The sequence below is a fragment of the unidentified bacterial endosymbiont genome (assembly GCF_918797525.1).
Taxonomy (GTDB): domain Bacteria; phylum Pseudomonadota; class Gammaproteobacteria; order Enterobacterales; family Enterobacteriaceae; genus Enterobacter.
Genome location: NZ_OU963893.1, coordinates 734,694 through 755,471, shown reverse-complemented (window position 1 = coordinate 755,471; position 20,778 = coordinate 734,694). Strand labels below are relative to the sequence as shown.

Annotated in this window: 21 protein-coding genes; 5 read left to right on the top strand and 16 right to left on the bottom strand. The window is 54.4% G+C overall.

Features of this window, described 5'->3' with window-relative positions; all coding sequences use genetic code 11:
- Positions 1-192: 192 nt before the first annotated feature.
- The 3 genes from rpsI to zapE form a co-directional block, all read right to left on the bottom strand.
- A complete protein-coding gene (gene rpsI, locus NL510_RS03600; protein WP_003860436.1) occupies positions 193-585 on the bottom strand; it encodes a 30S ribosomal protein S9 in 393 nt (130 codons plus the stop codon).
- A 15-nt stretch (positions 586-600) separates the two neighbouring features.
- Positions 601-1,029, bottom strand: a complete 429-nt coding sequence (gene rplM / locus NL510_RS03595; RefSeq protein WP_131635278.1) for a 50S ribosomal protein L13 — start codon at positions 1,027-1,029, stop codon at positions 601-603.
- Between the two features lie 293 nt (positions 1,030-1,322).
- Positions 1,323-2,447, bottom strand: a complete 1,125-nt coding sequence (gene zapE / locus NL510_RS03590; protein WP_253381645.1) for a cell division protein ZapE — start codon at positions 2,445-2,447, stop codon at positions 1,323-1,325.
- A gap of 189 nt (positions 2,448-2,636) precedes the next feature.
- Between zapE and zapG the strand changes: the two genes are divergently transcribed.
- The 3 genes from zapG to degS all read left to right on the top strand — a co-directional run bounded on the left by zapG (position 2,637) and on the right by degS (position 5,733).
- On the top strand, positions 2,637-3,035 hold the full coding sequence (gene zapG, locus NL510_RS03585) for a Z-ring associated protein ZapG (RefSeq protein ID WP_008502832.1): 399 nt from the start codon (positions 2,637-2,639) through the stop codon (positions 3,033-3,035).
- 171 nt (positions 3,036-3,206) lie between these two features.
- Positions 3,207-4,574 (top strand): serine endoprotease DegQ, encoded by a 1,368-nt coding sequence (degQ, locus tag NL510_RS03580; protein WP_253381643.1) that lies wholly within the window; start codon positions 3,207-3,209, stop codon positions 4,572-4,574.
- A gap of 91 nt (positions 4,575-4,665) precedes the next feature.
- A complete protein-coding gene (gene degS, locus NL510_RS03575; RefSeq protein WP_253381640.1) occupies positions 4,666-5,733 on the top strand; it encodes an outer membrane-stress sensor serine endopeptidase DegS in 1,068 nt (355 codons plus the stop codon).
- Positions 5,734-5,759: 26 nt separating this feature from the next.
- On the opposite strand, the gene NL510_RS03570 is transcribed toward degS, so the two are convergent.
- From NL510_RS03570 to mdh, 10 genes are all read right to left on the bottom strand, one after another.
- Positions 5,760-6,458 (bottom strand): triphosphoribosyl-dephospho-CoA synthase, encoded by a 699-nt coding sequence (locus NL510_RS03570; protein ID WP_253381638.1) that lies wholly within the window; start codon positions 6,456-6,458, stop codon positions 5,760-5,762.
- A 39-nt stretch (positions 6,459-6,497) separates the two neighbouring features.
- Positions 6,498-7,799 carry an oxaloacetate decarboxylase subunit beta gene (locus NL510_RS03565; protein WP_253381636.1) on the bottom strand — a complete coding sequence of 434 codons (1,302 nt, stop codon included), beginning with the start codon at positions 7,797-7,799 and terminating at the stop codon, positions 6,498-6,500.
- A 12-nt stretch (positions 7,800-7,811) separates the two neighbouring features.
- Positions 7,812-9,581 (bottom strand): sodium-extruding oxaloacetate decarboxylase subunit alpha, encoded by a 1,770-nt coding sequence (gene oadA, locus NL510_RS03560; RefSeq protein WP_253381634.1) that lies wholly within the window; start codon positions 9,579-9,581, stop codon positions 7,812-7,814.
- Positions 9,582-9,596: 15 nt separating this feature from the next.
- Complete coding sequence (locus tag NL510_RS03555; RefSeq protein ID WP_253381632.1) at positions 9,597-9,848, bottom strand: oxaloacetate decarboxylase subunit gamma; 252 nt, start codon at positions 9,846-9,848, stop codon at positions 9,597-9,599.
- 156 nt (positions 9,849-10,004) lie between these two features.
- A complete protein-coding gene (gene ttdB / locus NL510_RS03550) occupies positions 10,005-10,622 on the bottom strand; it encodes a L(+)-tartrate dehydratase subunit beta (protein WP_253381630.1) in 618 nt (205 codons plus the stop codon).
- Positions 10,622-11,521: a L(+)-tartrate dehydratase subunit alpha gene (ttdA, locus tag NL510_RS03545; protein ID WP_253381628.1), complete on the bottom strand. Its 900-nt coding sequence runs from the start codon at positions 11,519-11,521 to the stop codon at positions 10,622-10,624. The genes ttdB and ttdA overlap by 1 nt, the downstream gene beginning before the upstream one ends.
- A gap of 32 nt (positions 11,522-11,553) precedes the next feature.
- Entirely contained in the window at positions 11,554-12,822 is a 1,269-nt protein-coding gene (locus NL510_RS03540; protein WP_253381626.1) for an SLC13 family permease, read from the bottom strand.
- A 209-nt stretch (positions 12,823-13,031) separates the two neighbouring features.
- Positions 13,032-13,697, bottom strand: a complete 666-nt coding sequence (locus NL510_RS03535; RefSeq protein WP_253381624.1) for a GntR family transcriptional regulator — start codon at positions 13,695-13,697, stop codon at positions 13,032-13,034.
- Positions 13,669-14,313 carry a GntR family transcriptional regulator gene (locus NL510_RS03530; protein ID WP_253381623.1) on the bottom strand — a complete coding sequence of 215 codons (645 nt, stop codon included), beginning with the start codon at positions 14,311-14,313 and terminating at the stop codon, positions 13,669-13,671. The genes NL510_RS03535 and NL510_RS03530 overlap by 29 nt, the downstream gene beginning before the upstream one ends.
- A 131-nt stretch (positions 14,314-14,444) precedes the next feature.
- A complete protein-coding gene (gene mdh, locus NL510_RS03525) occupies positions 14,445-15,383 on the bottom strand; it encodes a malate dehydrogenase (protein ID WP_253381621.1) in 939 nt (312 codons plus the stop codon).
- A gap of 397 nt (positions 15,384-15,780) precedes the next feature.
- Between mdh and argR the strand changes: the two genes are divergently transcribed.
- Both argR and yhcN read left to right on the top strand, forming a co-directional pair.
- Positions 15,781-16,251 (top strand): transcriptional regulator ArgR, encoded by a 471-nt coding sequence (gene argR, locus NL510_RS03515; RefSeq protein WP_253381617.1) that lies wholly within the window; start codon positions 15,781-15,783, stop codon positions 16,249-16,251.
- 373 nt (positions 16,252-16,624) lie between these two features.
- Positions 16,625-16,888 (top strand): peroxide/acid stress response protein YhcN, encoded by a 264-nt coding sequence (gene yhcN / locus NL510_RS03510; RefSeq protein ID WP_253381615.1) that lies wholly within the window; start codon positions 16,625-16,627, stop codon positions 16,886-16,888.
- A gap of 55 nt (positions 16,889-16,943) precedes the next feature.
- Here the strand turns inward: yhcN and NL510_RS03505 are convergent, their stop codons facing one another.
- The 3 genes from NL510_RS03505 to aaeB form a co-directional block, all read right to left on the bottom strand.
- Positions 16,944-17,219, bottom strand: a complete 276-nt coding sequence (locus NL510_RS03505) for a barstar family protein (RefSeq protein WP_253381613.1) — start codon at positions 17,217-17,219, stop codon at positions 16,944-16,946.
- 45 nt (positions 17,220-17,264) lie between these two features.
- Complete coding sequence (locus NL510_RS03500; protein ID WP_253381610.1) at positions 17,265-18,719, bottom strand: NAD-dependent succinate-semialdehyde dehydrogenase; 1,455 nt, start codon at positions 18,717-18,719, stop codon at positions 17,265-17,267.
- A gap of 87 nt (positions 18,720-18,806) precedes the next feature.
- Positions 18,807-20,774, bottom strand: coding sequence for a p-hydroxybenzoic acid efflux pump subunit AaeB (gene aaeB / locus NL510_RS03495; RefSeq protein ID WP_253381609.1), 1,968 nt, complete (start codon positions 20,772-20,774; stop codon positions 18,807-18,809).
- Positions 20,775-20,778: the final 4 nt, after the last annotated feature.

Sequence of the window (20,778 nt, the reverse complement as noted above, 5' to 3'; positions counted from 1 at the left end):
GTGTATCCACTGATATTTGGGCAGAAAATTGGATGATAGTTTACCAGATTTTGATGACTTTGTGGTGTGCGTTTCTGGAAATGTGGAAAAAGAGGAGAGAGATGAACCGATATTGTGGATAACCTGCACATTATCCATAAAAAACCCGCCGAAGCGGGTTTTTCGCCAATCGTTCTGCGTAAGCAGAAATGATTAACGTTTGGAGAACTGTGGACGACGACGTGCTTTACGCAGACCCACTTTCTTACGTTCAACCTGACGCGCGTCACGGGTGACGAAGCCAGCTTTACGCAGTTCAGAACGCAGGGATTCGTCGTACTCCATCAGAGCGCGGGTGATACCGTGACGGATCGCACCTGCCTGACCGGAGATACCACCACCTTTAACGGTGATGTACAGATCCAGTTTTTCTACCATATCAACCAGTTCCAGCGGCTGGCGAACTACCATGCGGGCAGTTTCGCGACCGAAGTACTGTTCCAGAGAACGTTGGTTGATGACGATTTTACCGCTGCCCGGTTTGATGAACACGCGAGCTGCGGAACTTTTGCGGCGACCAGTGCCGTAGTATTGATTTTCAGCCATTGCCTATAATCCCGATTAGATGTCAAGAACTTGCGGTTGCTGTGCCGCGTGGTTGTGCTCGTTACCTGCGTAAACTTTCAGTTTACGGAACATAGCACGACCCAGCGGGCCTTTTGGCAGCATGCCTTTAACCGCGATTTCAATCACACGCTCAGGACGGCGAGCAATCATCTCTTCAAAGGTCGCTTCTTTGATACCACCGATGTGGCCGGTGTGATGGTAATACATTTTATCTTCGCGCTTGTTACCGGTTACAGCAACTTTTTCTGCGTTCAGAACGATGATGTAGTCACCAGTATCAACGTGCGGAGTGTATTCCGCTTTATGCTTACCGCGCAGGCGACGAGCCAGTTCGGAAGCCAGACGGCCCAGAGTTTTACCGGTCGCGTCAACAACATACCAGTCGCGCTGTACGGTTTCTGGTTTAGCTGTAAAAGTTTTCATTAAAAGCTTACCCAAATAAATAAGTTACACGTTGGTGAACACCCAAACGTTTTAGTCAGTTGAGGTTCACACGACAGAGTCCGGCAAACCTACCCCTTCGAATAGCTAATGCCGACACATGAAAGTTTCGGGAAAAAAACCTTCTCGTAACGTGGGGTCGCAAGATTATAGAGAAGTTGAGGTTAAAGATCGACCCTTAAATGTGATTCAAAGTGGGTTTTTCGAGGCTGACGTTAGTGCGGTCTGGCACCCTTCCCCCCAATCCCTCTCCCACGGGCAGAGGGGGGCATTTATTAGGGCATATGCTCACGCTTAAGATACTCTTCGCTCTGCATCTCCTGCAGACGCGACAGGCAGCGCTGGAACTCAAACTTCAGGCGTTCACCCCGGTAGATCGCATATAAAGGTACCTCGGCGCTCACTACCAGCTTGACGTGGCGTTCGTAAAACTCATCTACCAGCGCGATGAAGCGCCGTGCTTCGCTCTCCATCAGCGGCGTCATCAGCGGAACATCCAGCACCATCACCGTATGGAATAAGCGCGAAAGCGCGATGTAATCATGCTGACTGCGGGCATCCACGCAAAGCGTCTCAAAGGAGACCGCCAGGTTTTGTTTCTCAACCCCCAGTGTTTGCAGCGGACGATGATTTACCTCAAGCACCGGGGCGTTATCACGTTTTGTCCCTGCCAGCGCGAGCCAGAGTTTGTCCATCTGGCTGGTGGTCTGCGCATTTAAGGGCGACAGCCACAGGTGCGCCTGCGTCAACGTACGCAAACGGTAATCAACGCCCGCGTCGACGTTCATAATGTCGCAGTGCTGCTTAATGGCCTCAATCGCAGGTATGAAACGCGCGCGCTGAAGGCCGTTGCGATACAGTTCATCTGGCGGAATGTTTGAGGTGGCGACCAGCGTAATCCCACGGGCAAACAGCGCTTTCATCAGGCCGCCTAGCAGCATCGCGTCCGTGATATCAGAAACGAAAAATTCGTCGAAGCAGAGCACGTCCGTTTCGGCCTTAAACTTGTCGGCCACCCTCTCCAGCGGATCGCTGTTGCCCTGCAGAGCCGTCAGTTCTTCGTGAACCCGCAGCATAAAACGGTGAAAGTGCAGGCGCTGTTTACGCGTCCCTGGCAGGCTCTGGTAGAACAGATCCATCAGCCATGTTTTGCCGCGCCCGACACCGCCCCACATATAAAGGCCACGCACCGGCGCATTGGATTGCGGATCTTTTTTCCCGAGTAAACGGCCAAATACCGCTTTCAACCCGCCACGTTGCTCACGCTCTGCGGACGTCGCCGTGAGCGCTTGATAAATCGTCTCCAGACGGTTAACCGCTTCACGCTGAACGTCATCCGGCTGGTGTGAACCCTCATTCAGGGCATGTTGGTATCGCGACAGGGGGGACAGGCTTTGCATAATCTTGTTGTTATTCCTTCAATTAAACCTCACCAGCGGGCGTGACTGATGAAAAAAAGGCCGTTCTACACTACGCGATGATACGTCAGGATTCCACTTCTGCGGAAATAGCGGTTATAGTGGCAATATCAGGCACAGGCAGGAGCCGAGCCAACACCCTACGGAACAACAAGACAACGGGAGAAGTTCATGACCTGGGAATATGCGCTAATCGGTTTAGTCGTCGGCATCGTCATCGGTGCGGTGGCCATGCGTTTCGGTAACCGCAAATTGCGTCAGCAGCAGTCACTGCAGTACGAACTGGAAAAGAACAAAGCCGAGCTGGAAGAGTATCGTGAAGAGCTGGTGAGCCACTTTGCCCGGAGCGCCGAGCTGCTGGACAATATGGCGACCGACTATCGCCAGCTGTATCAACACATGGCGAAAAGCTCCAGCAGTCTGCTGCCAGAAATGACGGCGGAAACCAACCCGTTCCGCAACCGTCTGGCCGACTCTGAGGCCGGTAACGATCAGGCTCCGGTGCAGATGCCGCGCGACTATTCTGACGGCGCATCCGGCCTGCTGCGCGGTGGTGTAAAACGCGATTAATCGCACAAGCTGAATTTATTTTACGGGCGCAGTGATTGCGCCCGTCCTTTCTTCCCGTCCCCAGCTATTATTTAGTCAAACACCTCATTGTTCAGCAGGTTAAAATTCAATAATATCAAGATGTTTTTGGGGCCGTTCTTCCTTCATTCCAGGTTACGAGAGTCAGCATCGATGAAGAAAAAAAACCAGCTGTTGAGCGCTATCGCGTTAAGTGTCGGGTTATCACTCTCGGCATCCTTCCCTGCTTCGGCCTCGCTGCCCGCGCAGGTTCCCGGGCAGACAGCCCTCCCCAGCCTCGCACCAATGCTGGAAAAAGTGTTGCCCGCTGTGGTCAGCGTGAAAGTAGAAGGCACTGCGCTGCAAAACCAGCGCGTACCGGAAGAACTCAAGAAATTTTTTGGCGATGCGCCCCCCGGACAGCAGTCCCAGCCTTTTGAAGGCCTTGGCTCAGGGGTGATCATCGATGCGGCTAAAGGCTATATTCTGACCAATAACCATGTCATCAGCCAGGCGGATAAGATCAGCATTCAGTTAAATGACGGACGAGAATTTGACGCCAAACTGATTGGCGGCGATGACCAAAGCGATATTGCGTTGCTGCAAGTACAAAACCCCAGCAACCTGAAGCAGATCGCGATTGCCGATTCCGATGCCCTTCGGGTCGGTGATTTTGCCGTCGCCGTCGGGAACCCGTTCGGCCTGGGCCAGACCGCGACCTCCGGCATTATCTCGGCGCTGGGGCGTAGCGGGCTGAACCTGGAAGGGCTGGAAAACTTTATACAGACTGACGCCTCAATTAACCGCGGCAATTCCGGCGGTGCGCTGCTTAACCTCAACGGTGAGCTTATCGGAATCAACACCGCCATTCTGGCGCCCGGCGGCGGCAGCATCGGGATTGGCTTTGCCATTCCGGGCAATATGGCCAAAACCCTGGCGCAGCAGCTCATTCAGTTTGGCGAAGTCAAACGTGGTTTGCTGGGCATTAAGGGCATGGAGATGAGTGCGGATATCGCCAAAGCCTTCAGGCTGGATGTGCAGCGCGGTGCGTTTATCAGCGAAGTGCTGCCAAATTCTGGCTCGGCAAAAGCGGGCGTGAAATCCGGAGATGTTATCGTGAGCCTGAACGGTAAGCCGCTGAGCAGCTTCGCGGAACTACGTTCACGGATTGCCACCACAGAGCCGGGCGCCAAAGTGAAGCTGGGCCTGATTCGCAACGGCAAGCCGCTGGACGTGGAAGTGACGCTGGACAAGAGCACCTCCTCTTCCGCCAGCGCGGAGCTTATTGCCCCGGCACTGCAGGGCGCGACGCTTAATGATGGTCAGCTCAAAGACGGGACGAAAGGCATTGCCGTTAGCAGCGTCGAGAAGAGCAGCCCCGCCGCGCAGGCCGGTCTACATCAGGAGGATGTTATCATCGGCGTAAACCGCAATCGCGTGCAATCAATCGCCGATATGCGCAAAGTGCTGGAAAGTAAACCGACGGTCATTGCCCTGCAGGTTATGCGCGGCAATGAGTCTATCTATATATTATTGCGCTAACCATTTGCGACTCCGGACATCTGCGCTGCATGTGATGTCCGGATAACTCATGCTATGCTGCAAACCGTTCCTTTTTAACGACACGCGCATCATGCTTTTAAAGCTTTTACGTTCCATTGTTATCGGTTTGATCGTTGCGGGCCTGCTGTTAGTGGCCATGCCGTCTTTACGTCAGTTTAATAAATTGACGGCCCCCCAGTTTGACAGCACGGATGAGACGCCTGCCACTTATAATCAGGCTGTTCGCCGTGCCGCGCCTGCTGTGGTTAACGTCTATAACCGCGGTCTTAATAGTTCGAGCCATAACCAGCTGGAGATCCGCACGCTCGGCTCCGGCGTAATTATGGACGAACGTGGCTATATTATTACCAACAAACACGTGATTAACGATGCCGACCAGATAATCGTGGCGCTGCAGGATGGTCGCGTATTTGAGGCCTTACTGGTCGGTTCAGACACCCTAACCGACCTGGCGGTACTGAAAATTAACGCCACCGGCGGCCTGCCTACCATCCCGATTAACAGCAAACGTACGCCCCATATCGGCGATGTGGTACTGGCTATCGGCAACCCGTATAACCTGGGGCAGACCATTACGCAGGGGATTATCAGCGCGACCGGTAGAATCGGTCTGAATCCATCGGGTCGGCAAAACTTTCTGCAAACCGATGCATCTATCAACCACGGCAACTCCGGCGGCGCGCTGGTCAACTCGGTGGGCGAGCTGATGGGCATCAACACTCTCTCATTTGATAAAAGCAACGATGGCGAGACGCCAGAAGGGATTGGCTTTGCTATTCCATTCCAGTTAGCCACTAAAATCATGGATAAGCTGATCCGAGACGGCCGGGTGATCCGTGGTTATATCGGCATTGGCGGACGTGAAAATGCGCCAATGCATTCCCAGGGTGGGGGGTTCGATCAAATTCAGGGCATCGTGGTCAACGAAGTGGCTCCTGGCGGCCCGGCGGCCAATGCGGGAATTAAGGTTAATGATGTCATTGTGTCCGTCAACAACACGCCGGCAATTTCGGCACTGGAGACCATGGACCAGGTGGCGGAGATCCGTCCCGGCTCCATTATCCCTGTCGAAGTTATGCGCAATGATAAGAAGCTAACGATTCAGGTGACCATTCAGGAATATCCGGCGACGAATTAACAGGCTCCCCGGATGGGGAGCGTTATTTAATCCGCAAATATCGGCCCGGCCGGACATTTCGCCAGAAATCCGGTCACCGCCAGCAGCGGCCACAGCCCCGGCCACGCAAACTGCCGTTCCCGTAGTTCGTCATCCAGCCCCATAAGCGCAAACACGCCTTTGTCACCCAGAACGCCGCCCAGCCAGAGCAACCGCTGGGCCTGCTGTCGCGCCCAGGATGAATCGCTTTTCCACGCCAGCAGATGCAGCAGCGCCTGCTGCAGGCAGACGCCATGAGGATGCTTATCCCGCAACAGCCGCCGGTAAACCGGCAGCGATATGCTGCGCACGGTATAAAAACCGCTGCGGACTTCGGCATCGGCATCCGCCATGCCGGCACAATAGTGATCGGCCTGATCGCATAAACGATTGTGCGTCAGCGGCAGACCCAGAGCATCCAGGCGACCGGCAGCGGCACACAGCAGCCCGCTTCTTTGCAGCCACGGTGAGCGCGAATCAGGCAGAGCCGGTACCGTTTCAGCCGCCTTAGCCTGCGCATGCTGTACGCCTGCATCATAACAACGGACAAAGAAATTATGGCTGCCCGGCGCGATTAACGGGTACGACAGCAGATTCAGCGCAGGATGCAGGTGCTCAAGCTCGTTTAGCGACGCCAGCGCGTAATCCACGACCATGTCATGTGTCGACGCCCTGCAGCATGAGCGTGATGCTATGGTTTCATTCATCAAAGTCTCCTTATCGAAACTCTCCGGGAAGATACGGCACTACATCGCCAGCACGTACCTGAGCATCACCCCGGCGGCAATCGCCGAGCCAATCACTCCCGCCACGTTCGGGCCCATCGCGTGCATCAGCAGGAAGTTCTGCGCATCCGACGCCAGACCCACCTTGTTCGACACCCGCGCCGCCATCGGCACCGCCGATACCCCGGCCGAGCCAATCAGCGGGTTGATTTTGTTCTTACTGAACAGGTTCAGCAGCTTCGCCATCAGCACCCCCGCCGCCGTCCCGATACAGAACGCCATCACCCCCAGCACCAGAATCCCCAGCGTCTGCGGCTGCAGGAACTTGTCCGCCACCAGCTTCGCGCCCACCGACAGCCCCAGGAAGATGGTCACGATGTTTATCAGCGCGTTCTGCACCGTGTCGCTCAGGCGTTCCACCACCCCGCTTTCGCGCATCAGGTTGCCGAAGCAGAACATCCCCAGCAGCGGGGCCGCGTCCGGCAGCAGCAGCGCCACCAGTAGCAACAGCACCGCCGGGAACAAGATCTTCTCCCGCTTGCTCACCGTGCGCAGCTGCACCATGCGGATTTTCCGCTCCTTATCCGTGGTCAGCGCCTTCATAATCGGCGGCTGGATTAACGGCACCAGCGCCATATACGAGTACGCCGCCACCGCGATGGCCCCCAGCAGCTCCGGTGCCAGCTTGCCCGACAGATAAATCGCCGTCGGGCCGTCCGCCCCGCCGATGATGCCTATCGCCGCCGCCTGCGGCAGGGTGAAGCTGATGATGCTGAAGTAGTTCAGCGCCAGCGCCCCGAGCACCGTGGCGAAGATGCCGAATTGCGCCGCCGCCCCCAGCAACAGGGTGCGCGGGTTGGCCAACAGCGGGCCGAAGTCGGTCATCGCCCCCACGCCCATAAAAATCACCAGCGGGGCAATACCTGACCCGATGGCGACCTTATAGAACAGCGCCAGCACCCCGGCGGAGTAGCCCATTTCCACCGCCTGCTGCTCCATCTGGCTCTGCACCGACGGCAGGGCCAGGGCCAGCGCTTCCGTGATGGCATGCACATCCGGCAGGCAGTTCAGCTTCGCGGCAATCACCGCCAGTTGTCCGGCGTCGTGGTGCGCCAGCAGGCTCTCCAGGGCGGTCAGCGCCAGCCCGGCCTCCGGGATATTCGACAGCAGGCCGCCGAAGCCAATCGGCAGCAGCAGTAACGGCTCGAACTTCTTCGCAATCGCCAGCCACAGCAGCAGCAGGCTCACCAGCAGCATGATGGCCTGGCCGACGCCGAGGTGCATCAGGCCCATGCCCTGAATCAGGGCGTTAAGACTTTCCATGGTTCCTGTTCCTTACGCCAGTTGCATCAGGGTGTCGCCCACGGAGACCGCGTCGCCGGATTTCACCGCGATACCGCGCACGGTCCCGGCCTGGGCGGCGCGGATTTCGGTTTCCATCTTCATGGCTTCGAGAATGAGGAGTACGTCGCCTTCGGCGACCGTCTGGCCCTCGGTGGCAGTCACCTTCCAGATATTACCCGCCAGCGGGGCGGTCACCGGAGTGCCGACGCCTGCTGGGGTAGTTGACGGAGCAGAGGCCTGAACGGGCGCCGCCGAAGTGAGCTGGCTGATATCGCCGCCGTCGCTGACCTTCACCACAAAAGCTTTGCCTTCCAATTCCACGGTGTAGACGCCGGAGGCAGCGGGTTTTACCGGGGCAGCGGCAGGTTTTGCTTCTTCCGCCTGCGGGACCGGTTCAAAGGCCGTCGGGTTATTGCGGTTCTCAAGGAACTTCAGACCGATTTGCGGGAACAGGGCCACGGTCAGCACATCGTCGATGGCGTTATCGGCAAGCTGAATGCCCTTCTCCTGCGCCTGGCGCTTCACGTCCGCTTCCAGCTGCGCCATTTCCGATTTGAGTAAATCCGCCGGACGGCAGGTCACCGGGGCGGTCCCCTCCAGCACGCGCGCCTGCAGGGCGGCATTGACCGGCATCGGGGTGTGGCCGTATTCCCCTTTCAGAATCCCGGCGGTTTCTTTGGCAATGGTTCTGTAGCGCTCCCCGGTCAGGACGTTAAGCACCGCCTGGGTGCCGACAATCTGCGAGGTCGGGGTGACCAGCGGAATAAAGCCGAGGTCCTCGCGCACGCGGGGGATTTCCGCCAGCACCTCATCCAGACGGTGGGCGGCGTTCTGCTGCTTTAACTGGCCCTCGAGATTGGTGAGCATCCCGCCCGGCACCTGGGCCACCAGAATGCGGCTGTCGGTGCCCTTCAGTTGGCCTTCAAAGGCATGGTATTTTTTGCGCACCTCGCGGAAGTACGCCGCGATGCTCTCCAGCTTCAGGATATCCAGCCCGGTGTCGTATTGGGTGCCTGCGAGGGTAGCGACCAGCGCCTCGGTGGCCGGGTGGCCGTAGGTGGCGCTCATGGAAGAAATCGCCGTGTCCACACCGTCCACGCCCGCCTCAATGGCATTCAGCAGGGCCATCTCCGCCATCCCGGTGGTGGCGTGGCAGTGCAGGTGCAGGCGCACGTCATGGCGCTTTTTGATTTCGCTGACCAGCTCATACGCCGCCTTCGGGGTGAGGATACCGGACATGTCCTTGATGGCGATGGAGTCGACGCCGGTTTCCAGCAGCTGTTCGGTTAAATCGAGCCAGGTCTGCAGAGTGTGGGCCGGGCTAGTGGCGTACGAGAGCGTGCCCTGGGCGTGAGCCCCGTGACTGCGCACTGCCCGCAGGGCGGCCTTCATGTTGCGCGGGTCGTTCATGGCGTCGAACACGCGGAAGACGTCCATGCCGTTTTTGACGGCGCGCTCGACGAAGCGTTCCACCACGTCATCGGCGTAGTGGCGGTAGCCGAGGAGGTTCTGGCCGCGGAGCAACATCTGTAACGGGGTCTTCGGCATGGCCTTTTTCAGTTCGCGCAGGCGGACCCACGGATCTTCGCCGAGGAAGCGGATGCAGGCGTCGAAGGTGGCGCCGCCCCAGCATTCGAGGGATCCGTAGCCCACATCGTCGAGCTGCGCGGCGACGGGAAGCATATCGTCAAGGCGCAGACGGGTGGCGAAAAGGGACTGGTGGGCGTCGCGCAGGACGACATCGGTAATAGCAACGGTCATGGATTCCTCCGTGAATTAAGGGTTAAGGCGGCGATGGTGGTGGATGGCGGCGGCAATCACCGGCTTTAAGCGGGCGAAGTTGTCAGCGGGCGCGGCGGCAACGGGTACGGCTTTCGGCGCCAGAGCCGGTTCAGGGAAGATGCTGTTGATGGCGGTGGACATGCCCTGAATGGCGTAAATCAGCACAAACAGAAACGCCAGCACAAATCCCATGCCGAGGAACATCAGGGTGAAGCCTTCATCTAATAGCAATGCTGCATCAGTCATAAAATAGCCTTCGAACAGGAGGCACGATAATGATGTTATTGATGACGTAACAATAATCAGGAGGGATCTCCCTGAGCCGCCCCCGGCCAGAACCCCTGTATATTATTATCGTCAAAACGTATTTCCTTCATTACCGTGCAATTTACCTAATCAGGATTATTTGATAAAACTTACGTTCTGGCATATTTCATCAGCGACGAGCTCTTTACGCTGATTGAAAATAACTTTGTTCTGCTCAAACAGGTTATTGCCATGGATATCGATAGAAACAATTAACGGGCCAAATTCTTTTACCCGACAAACCCACAGCGTTTCCGGCATCCCCAGATCGCGCCATTGGGCATCTTCAATTTCTTCGACGCACACCGCAGCCACTACCGCACAGCCTGCCGGGAATACGCAGTGCAGCGCTTTATGCTCCGCGCAGCCCTCTTCGGTGCCTTTACCCATACCGCCTTTACCAACAATTAATTTCACGCCGGTCTGTGCAATAAATTCTTTTTCGAATTTTTCCATGCGCATACTGGTGGTTGGGCCAACGGAGACCATTTCAAACTTATCATCCTCACCTTTAATTGGACGGACGATTGGGCCAGCGTGTAAAATAGCGCCGCCGCGAACATCTACGGGTAATTTTCGCCCGCCTTCAATTAACCGACGATGGGCCACATCACGACAGGTAACAATATGACCATTGAGGTAAATAATATCGCCAGCCTTAATATCCGCTAAATCTTCATCTTTAATGGGCGTGGTAAGAATTTTTTTACTCATCAGAAATTCACTCCGCTGTGAGACGTAATGGTGTAGTTCAAATCTTTATCGAAAACGATATGTCCTTTACGGTGCGACCAGCAGCCTACGTTCACCGCCACCCCAATAGTGGAAGGATGACGCGCGGTGTTTTCAATATTCACGCCCATTACGGACGTGTTACCGGACATTCCCTGCGGCCCAAGGCCAATTTTGTTAATGCCGTCTTCAAGCATTTTTTCCAGCGAAGCCGCACGCTCATTCTCATTATGTGAACCGATCGGACGCATCAGCGCTTTTTTCGATAGCAGCGCCGCCGTTTCAACAGAGGTCGCCACGCCCACGCCAACCAGCAACGGAGGACAGGCGTTAAGGCCGTAGCTGGTCATCACATCCAGTACAAAGCGGGTTACGCCTTCATAACCTGCGCCCGGCATCAGCACCATCGCTTTCCCCGGCAGAGAACAGCCGCCACCCGCCATATAGGTGTAAATGCTGCACTGGTCAGAATGGGGAACGATCTCCCAGAACACCGTCGGCGTACCTTTACCCACGTTTTTTCCAGTATTGTATTCATCAAAGGTCTCAACGCTGTTGTGGCGCAGCGGAGTGTCCACGGTTGCTTTGATCACCGCTTCACGCAGCAGCGCTTCCAGCTCGCCGATCAACGGGAAGTTCGTCCCGCACTCCACCAGAAACTGAATCACTCCCGTATCCTGGCAAGAAGGACGATCCAACTCTTTTGCCAGACGCTGGTTCTCAATCATGGTAGTAAAGATGACATCAGCCAGTTTACTGGTCTCCTGCTTATGTAAATCTTCCAGTTTTGCGATGACATCATCAGGTAAGACTTTGCCGGTATATCCCACGAATTTGGCCATAATGTTGCTCATATGGCATATCTGTTCACGTGTACTCATAAATGCTCCTTAGTCAGAACAGCGTCCGTTAATTACGGATGAAAAGGGAAAAGGATTGGCAGCAGAATCAGGCTGACAAGGGTTGAAACTAGAATCAGTGGGATACCGGCTTTGGCGTAGTCAACAAACTTATAGCCGCCAGCCGATAGCACCATCATGTTGGCTGGCATACCAATTGGCGTCGCGTAAGCGCAGGAGCTGCCGATAACCGTCGCCATCAGTACCGCCTGAGGATCGGCGCCCATTCCTGCAGCGATAGACAGGCTCACCGGCACCAGTAGCGCAACGGTCGCGGTGTTAGACATAAAGTTGGTCATAATGACGGACAGCGCGAAGACCACAATCAACAGCATGAATGGCGAAGAGTTCTGCCCCAGCAGACCGATAACCTGATCGGCTACCCGTTTCCCCGCGCCGGTCATTTCCAGCGCCTTCGCCAGCGCCAGGGTGCCGCCGAAGATAAAAATAGTCTGTGAATCAATTGCCTTGTAAGCCTGTTTTTCAGTCAGCACTGAGGTCACAATCAGCACCAGCGCGCCAATACAACCCGCTACCGCAATGTTAATACCGGTCTGTTTTTCGAAAATCATGCCGAGGATTGTGGCGATCAGGACAACCAGTGACAGGATCTGCTTCCAGCGTGGGACATGGCTGTAATCGCGCTGTTCACCAACGCTGCCAACTTCACCCCTATTGGCGTTATTGGGCAGGAACTTATAGCCAATCGTCAGGAAGTAAATGATGCCGCACACCAGCATCGGCAGACCCACTTTGGCATATTCAAAGAAGCCAAAACCGCTGCCGATATTTTGCAATGCCGATTGCGCAATCAGGTTGCCCGGTGCGCCAATCAGCGACAGGTTGCCGCCGAGCGCAGCGGCGAAAACCAGCGGCATCAGCAGGCGGGAACGGGCAAAACCAGATTTCGCCGCCACGCCGATTACCACCGGAATCAGCACCGCCGCGGTACCGGTATTAGAGAGAAAACCGGACATCCCGCCGACTATCACCATGATGGTGAAGATCAGCTGTTTTTCGGTTTTGGCAAAAAGCGTAATCACACCGCCGACTTTGTTCGCCATTCCGGTTTCAAATAACGCACCACCAACGATAAACATGGCGACAAAAAGGATGACATTGGCGTCGATAAAGCCGGCAAACGCCTGCTTCAGGTCAAGCACCCCGGTAAGAACGAGAGTGACACAAACCACCATGGAGGTTACCGCGAGCGGTATTTTCTCCCATACAAACATTGCTATAGCGAATACCAGTAAACATAGGGTGATGGTAATGGGTTCCATAGTTATAATTATCCTATCAATGATATATGATATTGTATCCAATATTGACGGGATGAAAATTATTCCCATGCAAAGAGTAAGTCAACGCGTTTTTCAGAAAAACGTCAGGATTGAGATCGTTATCAAAATCTCGCAGATGAAGTTACTTGGCGTAATTAATTGAAATAAAGAATAAATAAGCGCCTGTCGCGAACGTACAGGCGGAGACGTCAAGTGCCAGGTTCGGCGACGTAGCGCGTCAGCATATTCTCCATCGAACGGATGATATGTTCACGCATACGCAGGCGCGCCAGCGCTTCATCGTGTTGCTCCAGAGCCTGTAAAATTCCCTTGTGCTCGCGTAATGAAATGGTTGCATACTCTTCCTCGGTGACCTTATGTCCCATTGAAAGCCCGTTCCACATATTGCTGAGCAGTAGCTTCATTTTCCCGTTCCCGGCCACGTTCCATATCTCCATATGAAAAGCCTGATTCAGGTCAGAATATTCGGTAGCATTATTGTCTGCCAGCGCTTTTTCCGCCGAGTAGTGCACTTCGGCAATTCGCGAAATGTCCGTTCCGGGACGAGACGCTTTAGCAACCGCTTCACTCTCCAACAGCGCGCGAATCTCATAATGCTCGCGAATCGTTTGTTCGTTTATACCCAGAACGACCGCCCCCTTATTGGGCCGGACCTTAATCAGCCCGTCCGCGGCCAGTATCTGAAACGCTTCACGCACGGGCATGCTGGATACGCCGATCATGCTGGCGATCCCTTCAAGAGTAATTTCTTGCCCTTCAACTAAATCTCGCGACAATATAGCTTTACGCAATACTGCTGCGACCTGCTCTTTCGCTGAAAGAAGCTTAATTTTCCCTAATCGAGGCTTCTGCACTTTCCCAATCCTTCATGTGTTGACGCATTATTTCTGCCAGAGAGAGGAAATAACGCTGCGTTTCCTGCGCGATTTCAACGCGATCGCCCTGACGAATAGCGTCCATCAGAGTGCTGAGTATCTGCGCCGACTCCTGATTATCCTCTTTCAAATACAGAATGACATAGCCGATATAACCATCCAAAAATTGCTGATAAATCTTTTCCAGATAGCGATTATCAATATAACAAATTAGCGCCTGGTGGAACGCAAGCTCACGGGAGCTTTCGCCAGGATGCCCCAGCTCGCGCGCTCGCGCGCCTAGCGACTCGCCTGCCGCCGCGGGCACCATTAAAAAAAGCTCCGTCGCCATCACCGCAATTGCCCGGAAAATATGGCTGACTTGGTCAGGCTCCAGCCTTGCGACCTGCATATGGCGGTTTGGCAAACGCACCAGAAACCCTTCCTGCTCAAGGGCCTGTAACGCTTCACGAACCGGCATACGGGAAAGCCCCAGTTGCTCAGCAATGCTTTCCTGTGCAAGCTCTTCACCGGGTTTCAACCCCCCGGAGAGGATCTCGTAACGGATCATCTGAGTAATGTGGTCCCTGGTCTGCTTTCTTTCAATTTTTTTCACAACGTCCTCGTCTGTTGCCGCTCAAGACGCGGGGGAGTTTAGCAGATTTACCAGACGGGTGAGTCATTCAGGGGCGGGAGATAGCTATAAAAAAGCCGGAACCAGGCTCCGGCTTCTCTTTTCATGCAATGTTACTTATTCACGAATTCTTCGCCAAGCGTGATATCTTTCTTCAGCGTATCCAGCATGCCTTCCATCGCGTTGTGTTCAAACGCGCTCAGCTTGCCAATTGACTGACGTTCTTCGACACCGTTTTTGCCCAGCAGCAGCGGCTGTGAGAAGAAGCGTGCGTGTTCGCCGTCGCCTTCCACATAGGCGCATTCGACAACGCCTTTCTCGCCCTGCAGAGCGCGAACCAGAGACAAACCAAAACGTGCAGCCGCCTGACCCATAGACAGGGTTGCAGACCCGCCACCCGCCTTCGCTTCCACCACTTCGGTGCCCGCATTCTGAATACGTCTGGTCAGATCGGCAACTTCCTGCTCGGTGAAGCTCACGCCCGGGATCTGCGACAGCAGAGGCAGAATAGTCACACCAGAGTGGCCGCCGATAACCGGCACGTTGACTTCTGTCGGCTGTTTACCTTTCAGCTCAGCCACAAAAGTGTTGGAACGGATGATATCCAGCGTGGTCACGCCGAACAGTTTATTCTTGTCGTAAACACCCGCTTTCTTCAGCACTTCTGCCGCAATAGCAACGGTGGTGTTCACCGGGTTGGTAATAATACCGATGCACGCTTTCGGGCAGATTTCTGCAATCTGCTGCACCAGGTTTTTAACGATACCGGCGTTGACGTTGAACAGATCTGAGCGATCCATGCCCGGCTTGCGTGCCACACCGGCGGAGATCAGTACAACGTCCGCCCCCTGCAGCGCAGGACGAGCGTCTTCACCGGAGAAGCCTTTGATTTTCACAGCTGTCGGGATGTGGCTCAGGTCAACCGCCACGCCAGGGGTTACCGGCGCAATATCGTACAGGGAGAGTTCTGAGCCTGAAGGCAGTTGGGTTTTCAGTAGTAGGGCAAGCGCCTGGCCGATACCGCCAGCCGCGCCGAGGACTGCAACTTTCATCCTAAACTCCTTATTATGGTTAACTTTATGTATCTAAAACTCCGTTGCGGCGACCTTAATTCAGCAGGTAAATAATTACAATTTTCGTAGCTAAAGAATTTGAGGTCGCGCGCTTTTCTCTGACCTCAGAATGCTATCTGACATCAAAGAGCAACGCGTTAAGAGGGAGTTACAATACACCCTGCCACGCCACCTAAACAACATCAATTTTATAACATTTAATTTACTTTTAAGCTTATTTGCGCGGCGTGACCCAGGCATGTTTTCCGATAACGAAATCTGATAAAATCGTTCTCTTTCATAACATTATTTCAGCCTCATGTCCGGCAGAATATTTGCATAAAAATTCATCTACATGCATAATAATGTGTTTCTATCGTCATATTCCGGGTGATTTATGCGAAGCTCGTCTAAGCAAGAAGAGTTAGTGAGGGCGTTTAAGGCGCTCCTCAAAGAAGAGAAATTCAGTTCTCAGGGAGAAATTGTTCTGGCGTTGCAGGAACAGGGCTTTGATAACATCAACCAGTCGAAAGTCTCCCGCATGTTAACCAAATTTGGCGCTGTCCGAACGCGCAACGCCAAAATGGAGATGGTCTATTGCTTGCCTGCTGAACTTGGCGTGCCGACAACCTCCAGCCCGTTGAAGAACCTGGTGCTGGATATCGATTACAACGACGCCGTTGTGGTTATCCATACCAGCCCGGGCGCAGCGCAGCTGATTGCCCGCCTGCTGGACTCATTAGGTAAAGCGGAAGGTATTCTCGGTACTATTGCCGGTGACGACACAATCTTTACTACCCCCGCTAATGGTTTCTCCGTTAAAGATCTCTACGAAGCGATTCTGGTTCTTTTCGAACAGGAATTGTAATCCTTTCTCCCCGCACCTCTACTGCGGGGATCGTTCTTTCCCGGCACCGTTTTCCCCTCTCTTATTCTCCTCTTACTTTAACAAATAGTGCTTTTTACTACTCATTAACATTCACCCAATGAATGTTAACCTAAAAAATCGCACAAAAAATCAAAAGAAGATATCCATATGATTTTCTTAGAGATATCCTGCAATAATGGCGAAAAACACCCTTTATTATGCTTTTTGGTTATAAAGATTATGCTCGTTAATGCGTAATTCCATGCGAAACAATTAGCATGGTATTAATATTTTCCGTTATTAGTGTATACTTGATTTTGTGATGAGGGTCACAAAACAGAGACCCCAGTAAAAATTCGATGAGGTAAGCATCATGAAAATCAAAACAACTTTAGCAGCACTGAGCGTTCTGTCTGTCCTGTCATTCGGTGCTTTTGCCGCTGACGCCATTAATGCCGATCAGGCGCAAACTCGTCAGGCGATCGGCACCGTATCTGTCGGCGCGATTGGCACCTCTCCGATGGACATGCATGAAATGCTGAACAAAAAAGCGGAAGAACAGGGTGCGTCGTCTTATCGCATCATCGAAGCGCGTACGGGCGACCACTGGCACGCAACCGCAGAGCTGTACAAATAAACCCTCGTCGTATCTCATCATACGACTTGCCCCTGACCTTTCGTCAGGGGCTTTTTTATTCATGACGGGCATTGAAACGCAACTGTCCTTCCAGCTCCTCTTCCGCTTCGTCAAACAGTAAAATCAAGGCCCCAAACCGTCTGCGCAGCTTATCTGGCAGATGGATAAATTCAATCTCCAGCGGTAACGGCAGTTGGCTGCCGGTGACCACATCCCATAGCGTATCCAGATTACTGACGCTCTCCTTCTCAAGGCCGAACACGCGAATAAATTCACGATAGAACGCCTCCTGACTGTCGATCTCGTCAAAATCAAAGGTATAAATTTTCATTGCCAGCCACCCAATCAAGGCGGGCGGCAGATGCCGCCCTGTCTATTATAATCCCCCGATATGCAGGGTTTTGACTTCCATAAATTCTTCAAGTCCCAATACCGAGCCCTCCCGGCCCAGACCAGACTCTTTGACACCGCCAAACGGCCCCAACTCCGTTGATACTGCACACTCGTTAATGCCAATCATCCCGCTCTCAATGGCCTGCGAGACGCGGAACACCCGCGACAGATTCTGGGTATAGAAGTACGCCGCCAGACCGTATGGCGTATTATTCGCCCGCTGGATCACTTCATCTTCGGAGGTGAAGCGGAAGCAGGCCGCAACAGGGCCAAACGTCTCTTCTTCCGCCAGCTTCATGCCTTCATGACAGTCGCCAAGCACGGTTGGCTGCCAGAAATTACCGCCCAGCGGGTGGGCTTTACCGCCTGCCAGCACGGTTGCGCCACGGGAAACGGCATCTTCGACGTGCTCGCGCACTTTCTCGAGCGCAGCGGGTTCAATCAGTGGCCCCACGACGACACCCTCTTCCAGACCATTACCCACCTTCAGGGCGTTGACCGCATCGGCGAGTTGATTTACAAACCTGTCGTAAACGGTTTCCTGGATATAAAAGCGATTAACGCTCACGCAGACCTGCCCGGCATTACGGAATTTATTGGCTATCGCGCCTTTAACCGCAGCTTCGATGTCTGCGTCCTCAAACACGATATACGGCGCATTTCCCCCCAGCTCCATGGAGACTTTTTTCATCGTCTCTGCGGCGTTACGCATCAACGTTTTGCCGACAGAAGTCGACCCGGTAAACGAAATTTTACGCACCTCATGGCTGGCCATAATCGCATCGCTGATTTCCTGCGTGCTTCCGGCAACAGCGTTAAGGACCCCATCGGGTACACCGGCCTGTTTTGCCAGCGTCAATAATGCAAAGGCACTGAGCGGCGTATTGTTTGCCGGCTTAATGACCCCGGTACACCCTGCTGCGAGAGCCGGACCGAGCTTGCGGGTGAGCATCGCCATCGGGAAGTTCCACGGCGTTATTGCTGCGACCACGCCAATGGGTTCACGGGTTGCCAGAATACGGGAGCCGGGTTTAACAGGGGGAATAATTTCGCCATTGGCGCGTTTACTCTGCTCGGCAAACCACTGAATAAAGCTGGCTGCATACTCAACCTCTCCTTCGGCTTCTTTCAGCGGCTTGCCCTGTTCAGTGGTCATTAGCCTGCCGAGCCAGCTTTTATTCTCAATTATCAGTTCATACCAGCGATAGAGGATTGCCGAACGCTCTTTCGCGGTTTTGGCGCGCCATGCCGGGAAGGCCCTTGTCGCGGCGGCAATAGCCTCTTCGGTTTCCGCTTTACCCGCTTTCGCCACTCTGGCGACAACCTCACCGGTTGCCGGGTTCAGTACATCAAAAGTGGTGTCCAGTGTTTTCCAGATGCCGTTGACCAGGTAGCCGGTCTGAAAAAGCGTATTGTCCTGTATAGACTGGGTCGTCATGCGTCCTCCCTTTCTGAATGTTAGAGCCTGCAGAATTAAGTATAGCCACAAAAAAACCGACGCTTTCGGCATCGGTTTTAACGGTAATCAGCTCTGCGTGAGGGCATTCTGGTAGCGGTGTAGCATGAACACCAGCCGCGCCACCGGCTCAGTCACCTGGGGCGACGCTTGCCAGATCTTGAGTTTCTCCTGGTAAATATCCAGCTCTTCCAGTAACTGCGTGAAGTAGCGGCGGCGTTTGTCATCGCTGGCGGCAGAGATCACATGGTCGGCCGTGCGGCGTAGCTGGCGGTGAAACGCGGACAAATCGTCGTTAATTGGCACCGGGGCGTTACGCAGGCGCTGGTGGGCGATAATCAACGTTAGCGCCAGACGGAAGCGAGCAACATCTCCAGGGAACTTATTGAGCAGTAAAAAAAGCTGTTGATACAGCGCGGGCAAATGGTTCTCTTTGCGTCGGGCGGTGTTGGTGGTCAGCGCGGATACAGCAGCCGAAACGAACTGGTTCAACAGCACGCGTCCGGTACGCGCCTGAGAGTTATCGCGTACCAGCAGGATAACCATCATCGCCAGGAAGCATCCCACCAGTTGGCCCAGCGCGCTGTCGAGAAACTGGCTGAAATGGAAGGTCATTGGGTTATCCAGCACCAGGATGTTGATTGTACTGGCAAGAGCACCCAGCGATCCCAAACGGCGCTTTTGCACCTCTATCCCGATAAAGAACGCCATCACCGCAAGGCTTATACAGAGCAACAGCATGCTCTGCTGCGTGGAGGGTAATATGACCAGGAAATAGAGGGCGCCAATCGGCAGCGCGGCTAGGGTCCCGTACAGGAAGTCGATGGCAACCATACGCGGGTTCGGCAGACGCATTGCCAGCGCGGTAACGACCGCAATCATGACCATCGCGCCGCTACCGGAGGTCCAGCCGGTCCATAGCCAGAACAGCGTGCCGAGCATACAGGCAAGCGTAGTACGCCAGAAGTTGACCATCGCATGATGGCGCTCCGCAGACTCTGCTTTGATCACCACCTCGCCTTGCAATATTTCTTCTTCCACAGCGCTAATTTTGGTATTGCCGATCACCCCACGTTTTAACAGCAGGTAACGCGTCGCCGCCCCTACCCAGGTGTAAATGGTCTCCGGCGTGTCTCGCTCCCCCGTCCAGGCAATCACCCTGCGCATGCGCTTAAGCTGCTTATGCACGTCCTGCACCGTTTCTACCGGCTCTTCAAACCGTTCGCGGAAGGTATCCGTCACCACTTCAGGCCGGGTGTTCTGAATCAGGTAGGTTTCACACGCCTGGGTGATCAACGTTAGCGAGACCGTATTAATGGCTTTCAGGCGGCGGTTGGCGCGAGCCCAACGCGATGATTCCATGTTGAGATTGCTACGCATCCCTTCCAGCGCCTGCGTGCGACGTACCAAACCGCTCCAGGCTTTATCGACCTCTTCCCTTTCACCATGCGTGATGCAAAGCTGCATCAGCTTGTACTGGGCAACGATGAGCGCATCCAGTTCGAGATCCACTTCCTGCTTAATCGATCGGGGAGAAAACAGCAGGTCAGCCACAATGGCACAGACGATGCCGATGACAATCTCGCTGCAACGCTCCACCGCAAATTGCGGAGCAAGCAGCGGTTCGGCCTGAATGGTGATAATAATGATCAGCGCCGTATAGCCAGCAAGCCCCCAGGCGTAGGAGTTCTCTACTTTTACCAGAGAAGAGATCCAGGTACAGAAACCCGCCCAGATACAGCACACCATCAGCATCAGCAGCGGCGTGCGGATCATCAGAATAATAATGGTGAGGGCAGCAATACAGCCGATAAACGTCCCGACGATACGCAGCATTCCCCGGTAACGGATTGCCCCGGAGTAAGGTTCCCCCCCCGCAGCAAAGGCCGGGCCTGCCGCGACGATGGCTGCCGTCAGCACCGCCCAACGGGGAGTTTCCAGTTGAAAGTGAAAGCCGACAAACAGCGCCAGCACAATGGCACAGGCCAGCTTCACGGCGAAGCGGATGTGCTGGCTGGCGATGGCAAAAATACCCATAACG